We start from the raw sequence: 9,065 nt of genomic DNA, 5'->3' as shown, positions 1-9,065 counted from the left end.
GTGTCCCCCAGCCCTTGTTCAGCGTAGACAAGCAGCGTCTGCTGGCCCAAGGGGGATCCCGGCCACAGGGGCGAAAGCAAGCGCGGATAGGCTGCCCCTTGTCGCTGCAGCCGCCATTCGTACTCCCGCCACCCCTCCTCATAGCGGCCCAGGGTGAGCAAGGCCGTGCCCAGGTTGTAGTGGATCTCCGGCCAGTCGGGGGCCAACTGCAAGCCGCGCCGATAAGCCTCAATAGCGGCCTCGAGTTGGTTTTGCTCTTGCAGGACGGTGCCCAGGTTGTTGTGGGGCTGGGCATCCTCTGGCAGCAGCGGGATGGCCCGTCGCAGACAGTCGGCGGCCTCCTCTAGGCGGTCTTGTAGGTGCAGGCAGTGGCCCAGGTTGACGAGGATCCGCCCCTCCTGTGGCGCCAGGGCAAGAGCGCGGCGAAACCAGGCTTCTGCTTCCCCAAGCTGGTTGTCGAACAGGAGGGCGTTCCCCAAAGTCGCCAAAGCATAAACTTGGGGAGGCTGGGCTGCTGCGGCCTGGCGCAGCACTGCAATCGCCTGCTCCCGCTTCCCCAAAGCCAGCCAACAACTGCCCAACCGGAAGAGCAGTTGCCCATCGGCAGGAGCAAAAGCCAGGCCCTGTTCATAGGCGTGCGCCGCCTCCTCCGGGTTGCCCAGTAGCATCCAGGCATCGCCCAGCTCCTGCCAGGCTGGCACCCAGTCCCTTCTCAGATGCAAAGCCAATTGCAGGGGGGTCAGGGCTTGGCAGGGATCCCCCATCTGCAGATAGAGGGACCCCAGCAACGCCTGGGCGGCGAACAGGTGGGGATGGGCCCGGGTAAGCTGCCGGCAGAGGTGCAGTGCCGTCTCCAGATCCCCTGCTTGTCGGTGGCGCTCGGCCAGCGCCAGGGTCGCCTCTGGGGAAGGGCAGGGGGGTAGAGCGGAGCCTCGTCCTAGGCCCTTTGGCCCAGCCGTCTGCCGGTCGCTTTTTCCTCGCCCGAAGCCCTGTGGCACGGTTTTTCCCTTGGTGGATCCCTTTTTACCCTTCCCGCCGGCATGCGGCAACAGCGGGACATCTTCCTACTCAGGTTAACAGTTCAGGTTAGTAGGACGTTCTTGACAGAGTGTTCCTAACCCCCCGCCCATGCATCGGGCCATCCTCGGGGCTTGCCTTCCGAGGGCTCAGTTGCGGCGAAACAGGCTGTCTAAGTAAATACGGGCGGCGCGCCGATCTGTGTCTCCGCTCTGGAGCAGGAATAGCGAGAGTGCCGCCGTCACCACCCGATCTTGATCCCAGTCGGGGTGACGAGAGAGGTAGTTTTTGAGAGTGTCGTGTAGCTCCTCGGGAATTTCGCTCAAAATGCTGACGGTGGGAGAATCCATAGCCCAACCACCTACTCGGGGTTAACAGTGAAACCAAGAAAACCTAGGGATCCGGCCAAAACTGGGCCTGCCCAGAAGGGAATCGCAAACAAACCAACCCAGCTCTCTAACTTGGGTATGCCGGGGGCCGCATCAGCCCCGTCAAAAGCAAGACAGTCTGTAGAAGTTTGCCCCTAGCCCGTCCGGCAGCGGCCAGAGGATACCGGGCTGCCCCTTGGCCTTGTCTCAGGCAGGAGAAGGGATAGAGTTCTTGGGCAAAGGGTTCTTTGCCTCTGAGGAGAGCTGCCAGGAAAATCTCCCCCTCACCTCAGGTGCGGCTATTCTGCCCTCTGCCCCATGGGGGCTGTCAATCCTGGGCAGCGGCTCCAAGTTTGTTAAAGTCCGCCGCTGGTTTTGATGCCATCGGCAAAAACGGCGCGATCCCGTTACATTCCTAAAGGTGTATCCGCCTGAACTTTCCAGTTTGGACTTTTCCACAGAAACCCTCGCTGCCGTTTCCTGTGGCAAGGAGTCTGTGGAAAACAGCCCGCCCGCCTGTGGAAAGTCTGGGGAAAACCTGTGGATTTCTGAGAAATCTAAATTTGTCCAAAAATTTTTTCTCGCGAGCCCCCTCAGGGCCACTCGACCCGGTAGCGCAAAAACAGCTCCTTAGAGCCACGGTGGCACTCCAGCAGCTCCAGCTGGGGCGGGGATCCCTGCAGTTGCCAGCCCTCGATGCTAGCCGGGGCATCGGCATACCCACTCAGCAACACCGGCGCCAGGGTTACCCACAGCTCATCCAAGCTCCCTGCCTGCAAAAACGCCCCCAAAAGCCGCCCCCCGCCCAGCAACCCCACCCGTTCAATGCCCAAACTGCACAGGCGGGCCAGCCGTGCCGGCAGATCCCAATCGGCAGCCACCCAGATATCTGCAAAGCCGGTGCGGTTCTCCCAAATCCGGGATCCCTGGGGAGTGGTCCACAGCCAACGGGTGAGGGGCTGCCGAAAAAACGGCAAATCCTCAGGAATATCCCCGCTGCCGGAGCAGATGATCGTCAGAGGCTGAGGGGAGAGGCCCTGCTGGAGTCGGCGTTGGATGAGCTCGGGATCCCGGAGGCGAAGGCTGGTGCCGTAGGCCCGCAGCGTGGCCGCCCCCATAATCAAAGCCTGTTGCCGGGCAGCTTGGTTTTCCAGGTGCCGATAGTCTTCGGCGCTGGCGAAGTGGGGCCTTTGCCCGCGGTGAGCTGCCAGCTTGCCATCCAGACTTTGGGCCAAGATGGCCACCACATGGGGACGAGCCGTTTTCAAAGGCAAATCGGGAGCAATCGGCCAGAATAGAGTTGACAGGGGTCACCCCCTTGCCGCTTTGGTTTTGGGGTCACCTACGCGGGACAAGGATGCTCGGGACATTCCAATCTTCCACCATCCGCATCGAAGTCGAGGCCAGTGCATCGACGATACAGCGCTGCTTGACCGAGGTGGAGTTGTTGCAGCAGTGGATCTGGCCACAGCAATTGCAGGGATCCCTGCCCGCCAGGCTGGAGCCGGGCAGCACCTTTGCCGTCCAATGGGGCCCCCTCTCGATCCTGCACCAAGTGGAAACCCTGCTGCCGGAACGGCTGCGCCTGCTGATGTGGGGCGGAGCCGATGGCTACTGTGATTGGCGGTGGGGGAACGGCTGGGTGCAGTTGCGGGTAGAAGCCGTTTCTCTCTTGCCCTTGGGCTTGGGACAATTGCTGATGCTGCGCCGGCTTCAGCAGTTTGCTCAGAGCCGGGAACAACGGCCTCTTGCAGCTTAAAGATGGACATTCCTGCAACATCCGTGGATCCCCGGCTTGACAAAATGCATCACAGTTGCACTCCCTTACCTTTCTAAGAATTTTCCGACATGATAGCTGTAGTTAAGCTTACTCCTCATGTCCGAGAGGCCCCATGAATCCGTTGACCAGCTCCAGCCCAGCCGCTATTGAGCGGGAAAAGTTCGAGATCCGCTTGGGGGAAGCCCTCAACAAAGCGGGGTTGCTCACCCCCGCCCAGTTGGCTCAGGCCATGTGGGAAAAGGCGGACAGCCCCCTGATGTTGGGGGAGCTGTGTATGCAGCACGGCTGGGTTGCCCCGCAAGATCTCTATCCTTTGATCCCGGTCGAGTTGGTGCGCATCGGCGAGATCCTGGTGCTGCACGGCTACCTGGAGCTGGAGCACGTGTATCAAGCTCTGCTTCAGCAGAAGCACCACCCCGAGCGCAAGTTGGGGGAGATCCTGGTGCAGCAGGGCTGGGTGCAACCCCACTGGTTGGAGTGGGCCCTCGACAAGCAGCAGCAGCTACGGCGACGGCGAGGAGCTGCCAACAGTTGGGAAGTGATGGTGGAGCAGTGGTCCACCATTCCGGATCAGCCTCCCCTCTACGCTTCGCCGCTGCAGGCAGCGCAGCAGGTTCACAAAGCTACCGCGCAATACAAAGCCCAACTGGAGCGCTACCAAGAGCAGGTTGCCGCCCTAAAGGCGCAACTGGAGCAGGAGCGACAGCACCAGCAAGCTACAGCCGAGCAGTTGCGGCAGCAGATTGCTAACTACCAGGCCCAGCAGCAGCGAATGGCCGAGTTGGAAGCCCAACTGGCCGCCCAGATTCAGCAGGGATCCGAGCAACACAGGGCTGCCCAGCAGCGCATTCAAGAGTTGGAGGAGCAGCTCCAAGCCCAGCAAGATCGGGGATCCGCGCAAGTCCAGGCCCTGGCCAAACAGTTGCAAGCTTCCCAAGCCGAGCTGGAGACCTTACGTCGCCGCTGCCACGAGCTGACAGAATGGCAATCCCAGGCCAAACCCAAGCTGCAAGAGCTGGGATCCCGGCTGCAGCAGCACCAGCAAACGGAAGCCCACCTGCGCCAGACGCTGGAGCAGAAGGAAGCCCAACTGGCCACCCTGAGCCAATCGTTGCAGGAGCACCAGCACCAACTCCAACTGGCTCAATCGACGAAAACTCGCCTCATCGCCGACCTGGCCCACGCTCGCCAAGAAGCCGCCGAGACCATCCACCGGCTGCAGATGCAACTGCAGGAAACTCAAGCCCGACTCCAAGAAACCCAAGCCCAGCTCCAACAGGCCCAAGAGCAGGTGCGTCAGCTCCAAGCCCAACTGCAAGCAGTTCAGACACAGCCAGCCCCTCCCCCTGCCACCGTACCTACGGCCCAGCAACAAGTCCCGCCGCAGGCCATCTCAACGCCGACTGTAGCCGCAAGAGCAGCAGAAGGGGAATTACCGCCCCAAGGGTATTTGGGAGAAGAGGACTTGGAAGCGCTGCAGCGGGCCACCCCTTGGGTGCAGCGGATCTTGACCCAATTGCGGGCAGCCGGCCTCCTCGACAATGCTGGCATCGAAGCCGTCATCCATGCCTGGGAAACAGAGGGCGGCACCTTCACGGATGTGCTGACCCACCACAGCGGCCTCAAGCCAGAGACGGTCAAGTTTTTCAGCGAAGACGGCTACTCTGTGTACCTAGCAGGTGGACGGCATGTAGCCGACTACCTTAAGGCTTCGGGGCTGGTCAGCGCCGTCCAAATCGAACAGATTCAGAAGCACCTGCCGCCGGGGGGATCCCTGTGTCAGGCGCTTGTCGAAGCCGGGATCCTGTCGCAAGCCACCGCCCTCTACTTTGAGCGCCACTTCGGCGGCAAAAAGCCCCGCCGCTCCCTGCGGGAAGAGCTGATGTTGTGAGAGTGGGGCGGGAATCCGCACCTCTTTCCCATCTCTAGCACCGGCAAGGAATCCGAGGGCAAACATGGGCTGCCTGCAGACCCCATGCGTCCACTGAAGTTAACTAGACTAGGAACTAGAATAGACTCAGAATCAACAGCGGCCTATTTTTGGCTGTTGAGAAAGCTGAATCAAATCTGAGGCATTAAAGTTACGGGATGTTGTCTTGAGTTCTGCTGCTATGACCACGGAAGCTCCCACTCGACTGGCTCAGCAGTCGTCTCCGTCGAGAACCCGGGTTCGTCAGCCCTACCCCCACTTCAAGGTGATCGTCTTGGATGACGATTTCAACACCTTTCAGCACGTTACCGAATGCCTGCTCAAGTACATCCCCGGCATGACCCTGCCCTTGGCGCGACAACTAACCGTGCAGGTGGATGCCGAAGGGCAAGCGGTCGTCTGGGTCGGCCCGCAAGAGCAAGCGGAGCTCTACCATCAACAGTTGCTGCGGGAGGGCCTGACGATGGCCCCCCTGGAGCCGGCCTGAAGCACAAGTTGCTCGTAGCTGCGCTCAACGGCGGCCAACAGCTCTGCCTGGCCCCAGCCGGCATATAGGCTGCTGGCAATGGCCAGCCCACCCGCCCCCACCCCCTCCTTGACATAGCCTCGCTCGTAAGCCTGTAAGGGGGCGTAGCGGCTCTGGGCAAAGCTCAGTTGGGTAGCCAAAAGGGGGGCAGTCCCCAGCAACTCGGCTAAGGCCACCGTATTGCCGGAGGGATCCTCGGCCACCCAGCGGGTGGTACCTACCACTACGTTCTCTGGGGGCCAAGGGATCCCTTGCTCTTCCCCCCAGCGCCGCATCAGGGCCAGCACCGCCAGCATCTGGGTGCCGCCCGCCAGCAGCACCGGCCCCCGCTGGGCTGCCGCCATCGCCAGCCCGGCCACAAAGGGCTGCATCGGATCCCCCACAGCGGCCACCACCTCCGGCGCTGTAGCGTTGGGCGAGAGATGGGCCAGACCTTGCCGCGCCAAGGCCAGCTTTTGGGCGTGGTTACAGACCGGGTGGCTGCTGTTGACCATGCCCTCTGCTTGCCAGCCCAGCCCCAGCAACACCGCCAGTGCCGTGGTGGTGCCCCCTGCCACACATTCGCCGATGACGCAGTAGCTCGACTCCAGCCGGGATCCCCGCTCGTACCCCTCCTGCCACAGGGATCCCACCCGTTCCAGAGATAAAGCCTGCCCTGTGCTCAAGCAGCGGGCCATCCCCCTGGCGCTTACCGTTTCTGCCCCCGGCAGCGGCTCCGGCAAACCACAGTCGAACACGCGACAGGGGATCCCCAACTCCCTCAGGACGGCGCGGCTGATCACCACCGGTGAAGGATAGCCATCGGGAGAGGTGGGTAAGCGGTGAGAATAGCCCCCCAGCAGCACCTCTCCATCGGCAAGGGCCGTGTAGCGCCGCAAGGAGGGCGTGGCGCCGGCAGCGGAGATGCCCGGCACAAGAGCTGTTTCCGTAAACCCCAGGCAGGCCAAAAACAGCGGTCGGGATCCCTGCACCCGTTGGCACCACTGCCGGGCTAAAGCCGGCTGCGTGTAAGCCTTCACACCAGGAAAGGGGAACATAGCAGAGAGCGGGGCAGACAGGCCCAAACTCCATTCTCCACCCAAGCGAAGGGCGGGATCCCGTACTGGCCGGAAAACGGCAGGGACTGCGCCCCCCAGCCCGATCGGATAGGATAGGTATACCCAATACAGTTTATGCAGAGCAAACCGAAGGCCATGAGTTTTTTCGACTCGGAGATCGTCCAAGAAGAAGCCAAGCAACTGTTTCAGGACTTCCAAAACCTGATGCGACTTGGCGAGCGCTACGGCCAATTCGACCGGGAAGGCAAAAAAATCTTCATTGAACGAATGGAAGAATTGCTGGAGCGCCAGCGCATTTTCATGAAGCGGCTGGAGCTCTCCGACGACTTTATGGCTCAGATGACCATCAAACAACTGCAAACCCAGCTTGGGGGATTTGGGCTCTCCCTAACCCAAATGTTCGACCAGATGCACCAGACCCTAGAGCGCATGAAAGCCGAGGCAGACTCTGAGCGTTGACCCCAAAGAATGACCCAGACAAAAGGATCATGTCTTCTTCCCGCCAGACCCGCAACCAGAAATTAATTCTGGAGCTGCTAGAGCAGCGCTCACAGCCCCTTTCGGCGCAAGAGATCTTTTTGGAGTTACGCAATGCCAACCACACGGTGGGTCTGGCCACGGTTTACCGAGTTTTGGATGCTCTGCGCAATGAGGGCAAGCTGCAGGCGGTCAACTTGGGGGATCAGCAAACCTACTATCAGGTTCTGCCCAGCAACGGCCACAACCGCCATCACCTGATCTGCACCGAATGTCGGCGGGTGGTGCCTCTGCCGGATTGCCCGGTGGAAGATCTGGAGGAGCAGCTTGCCAGCCGCTACCAATTTGTGATCGAGTACCATGTGCTGGACTTCTACGGCATTTGCGCCGAATGTCGTGGAAAAGGTCGGCCAAGCCCTGCTTTGCAGAGATCCCCTTGCCGCGAGGCCAAGCCGCAATGATGAACTATCTCTGGACGGTGTTGATCGGGTTGGCAGGTGCCCTGATTGCAGTCAAGCTGAGGCTGCCGGCAGGAGCCTTGGTGGGCTCGATGGTAGCAGTGGGTTTGGTCAATGTTTGGGGGGCGATCCCGATCCCCACTCCCCCAGCCGGGATCCGCTTTGTCATGCAGGTGGTGCTGGGCATCCTTTTGGGCAGCAAGCTCACTGCTGAGACCTTCTTTGCCCTGAAGGATCTGTGGCGACCAGCCCTGCTCTGTACGGTGATTGCGGTGGGCACGGGAGTTTTGTCGGGGTATTTGATCTCCCGTTGGTTGGGCATCGAGCGCCTCACGGCCATCTTGGGCACGGCGCCAGGGGGCATTTCCGATATGAGCTTGATTGCCCTGGACATGGGAGCCCAAACCAGCACAGTGGTGGTCATGCATCTGGCCCGCCTGATCAGCGTCATCGTGGTCGTCCCCTGGGTGGTACGGCTGCTGATCCAGCCGGGCACCAGCTAGGCAAGCCCCTAGAGCTGCAGCAGGGGGTGGGTTAGACTAAGGAGCGATACAGAACTTAACAACCGAACCTCCGCCTTGGAACTTTCCCCTTCTCCACTGACCTACCAGGCCGACGCCGCGGGATCCCCTTGGGGCGCTGCTCTCTGTTCTAACGTCTCCTCTGGCCAAGGCGATTGGTGGCCCCTGCAACTGCATTGGCAGGGGGAGGTAGACCCGCTACAGCCTGAGTTGGTGCAGGTGGATCCCGTGTTGCGCCTGCTGCTCTTGGGGGATGGCTTGACCACCCGCAACCTGGCTGCCTTGACCCAAGAGCCGATTCAGGCCCATCTGCTCGACACGGGCCGGGTCGATTTGCCGGCGGAGCAGAGGGCCGCCCCCCAGTCCATGCAACGGCTGGCCAAGGATTTGGCACGGCTGGGATCCCCCTTGATGCGGCGGCGGGTTTGGCTGTGTGGAGCAACCTCTCAGCAGCCCTTGCTCTATGCCACCTCTTGGTGGAACTCCGACCATCTGGCTCGATACTTGCCCCATCCCAATCTGCCCATTGGTCAAAACCTAATCCAAGAAAAACTGGAGACCTTTCGCGAGTTGCGGCGGCTCTACTACGGCGAAGCCGAGCCCATTGCCCGGCTTCTCAACTGCCCCGGTCCTTTTTGGGCTAGGCACTATCTCCTGTTACACCAGGGCCAGCCTTTGACGGTTATTTACGAGGTCTTTTCCTCCCGCCTGCGGGCCAGAGTCCTGCCTGGTTAGGGCACCCAGCGCACGGCTTGCCGGCGTTCTTTGCTACCGTTGGCCGATAGCATGCGAGTTGGGCTGGCCGCTAGGAGGGAGAAAGGAGACCAGCAGAAGGGGCAACTGGGATCGAGATCCTTCTAGGGCGTTGCCCGTGTCGGATGTCTGGGGGGACAGAGGAGGCTGCCAGAGAAGGATCCGCATTGCCGAGAA

General features: G+C 61.1%; 11 protein-coding genes. 7 read left to right on the top strand and 4 right to left on the bottom strand.

The genetic code is table 11. The features are described 5' to 3' along the window. From NW863_RS09500 to NW863_RS09490, 3 genes are all read right to left on the bottom strand, one after another. On the bottom strand, positions 1-998 hold a 998-nt coding region (locus NW863_RS09500; protein WP_414365955.1), incomplete at its 3' end, for a tetratricopeptide repeat protein. A gap of 168 nt (positions 999-1,166) precedes the next feature. Beyond that, the gene (locus NW863_RS09495; protein ID WP_011430239.1) at positions 1,167-1,367 is read right to left on the bottom strand and encodes a DUF2811 domain-containing protein; all 201 of its coding nucleotides are present in this window, start codon (positions 1,365-1,367) and stop codon (positions 1,167-1,169) included. A 611-nt stretch (positions 1,368-1,978) separates the two neighbouring features. After that, a complete protein-coding gene (locus NW863_RS09490) occupies positions 1,979-2,653 on the bottom strand; it encodes a RibD family protein (protein WP_414365954.1) in 675 nt (224 codons plus the stop codon). Between the two features lie 89 nt (positions 2,654-2,742). Here NW863_RS09490 and NW863_RS09485 point away from each other — a divergent pair, with 89 nt between their 5' ends. From NW863_RS09485 to clpS, 3 genes are all read left to right on the top strand, one after another. Continuing rightward, a complete protein-coding gene (locus NW863_RS09485; RefSeq protein WP_414335052.1) occupies positions 2,743-3,144 on the top strand; it encodes a hypothetical protein in 402 nt (133 codons plus the stop codon). Between the two features lie 133 nt (positions 3,145-3,277). After that, on the top strand, positions 3,278-5,056 hold the full coding sequence (locus NW863_RS09480; protein WP_414365953.1) for a hypothetical protein: 1,779 nt from the start codon (positions 3,278-3,280) through the stop codon (positions 5,054-5,056). Positions 5,057-5,276: 220 nt separating this feature from the next. Next, entirely contained in the window at positions 5,277-5,582 is a 306-nt protein-coding gene (gene clpS, locus NW863_RS09475; protein ID WP_414335062.1) for an ATP-dependent Clp protease adapter ClpS, read from the top strand. On the opposite strand, the gene cobT is transcribed toward clpS, so the two are convergent. Next, on the bottom strand, positions 5,531-6,658 hold the full coding sequence (gene cobT / locus NW863_RS09470; protein WP_414365961.1) for a nicotinate mononucleotide-dependent phosphoribosyltransferase CobT: 1,128 nt from the start codon (positions 6,656-6,658) through the stop codon (positions 5,531-5,533). The two genes, clpS and cobT, sit on opposite strands and share 52 nt — an antisense overlap. Before the next feature lie 156 nt (positions 6,659-6,814). Here cobT and NW863_RS09465 point away from each other — a divergent pair, with 156 nt between their 5' ends. The 4 genes from NW863_RS09465 to NW863_RS09450 all read left to right on the top strand — a co-directional run bounded on the left by NW863_RS09465 (position 6,815) and on the right by NW863_RS09450 (position 8,870). After that, complete coding sequence (locus NW863_RS09465; protein WP_414335060.1) at positions 6,815-7,138, top strand: DUF1825 family protein; 324 nt, start codon at positions 6,815-6,817, stop codon at positions 7,136-7,138. A 29-nt stretch (positions 7,139-7,167) separates the two neighbouring features. After that, a complete protein-coding gene (locus NW863_RS09460; RefSeq protein ID WP_414365952.1) occupies positions 7,168-7,617 on the top strand; it encodes a Fur family transcriptional regulator in 450 nt (149 codons plus the stop codon). Further along, positions 7,614-8,117: an AbrB family transcriptional regulator gene (locus NW863_RS09455; RefSeq protein WP_414335049.1), complete on the top strand. Its 504-nt coding sequence runs from the start codon at positions 7,614-7,616 to the stop codon at positions 8,115-8,117. The genes NW863_RS09460 and NW863_RS09455 overlap by 4 nt, the downstream gene beginning before the upstream one ends. A 75-nt stretch (positions 8,118-8,192) precedes the next feature. Beyond that, positions 8,193-8,870: a chorismate pyruvate-lyase family protein gene (locus NW863_RS09450; protein WP_414365951.1), complete on the top strand. Its 678-nt coding sequence runs from the start codon at positions 8,193-8,195 to the stop codon at positions 8,868-8,870. The last annotated feature ends 195 nt before the right edge of the window (positions 8,871-9,065 follow it).

It is taken from the genome of Synechococcus sp. B60.1 (assembly GCF_047462555.1).
Lineage (GTDB): Bacteria > Cyanobacteriota > Cyanobacteriia > Thermostichales > Thermostichaceae > Thermostichus.
Note: the sequence above shows the minus strand (reverse complement) of the source record. Positions and strands in the feature narration are given on the sequence as shown.

What these genes read in the sequence shown, in the direction of transcription:
- NW863_RS09495 (WP_011430239.1), bottom strand. Translation starts at nt 1,367, where the DNA reads ATGGATTCTCCCACCGTCAGCATTTTGAGCGAAATTCCCGAGGAGCTA.
- NW863_RS09485 (WP_414335052.1), top strand. Translation starts at nt 2,743, where the DNA reads ATGCTCGGGACATTCCAATCTTCCACCATCCGCATCGAAGTCGAGGCC.
- NW863_RS09480 (WP_414365953.1), top strand. Translation starts at nt 3,278, where the DNA reads ATGAATCCGTTGACCAGCTCCAGCCCAGCCGCTATTGAGCGGGAAAAG.
- clpS (WP_414335062.1), top strand. Translation starts at nt 5,277, where the DNA reads ATGACCACGGAAGCTCCCACTCGACTGGCTCAGCAGTCGTCTCCGTCG.
- cobT (WP_414365961.1), bottom strand. Translation starts at nt 6,658, where the DNA reads ATGTTCCCCTTTCCTGGTGTGAAGGCTTACACGCAGCCGGCTTTAGCC.
- NW863_RS09465 (WP_414335060.1), top strand. Translation starts at nt 6,815, where the DNA reads ATGAGTTTTTTCGACTCGGAGATCGTCCAAGAAGAAGCCAAGCAACTG.
- NW863_RS09460 (WP_414365952.1), top strand. Translation starts at nt 7,168, where the DNA reads ATGTCTTCTTCCCGCCAGACCCGCAACCAGAAATTAATTCTGGAGCTG.
- NW863_RS09455 (WP_414335049.1), top strand. Translation starts at nt 7,614, where the DNA reads ATGATGAACTATCTCTGGACGGTGTTGATCGGGTTGGCAGGTGCCCTG.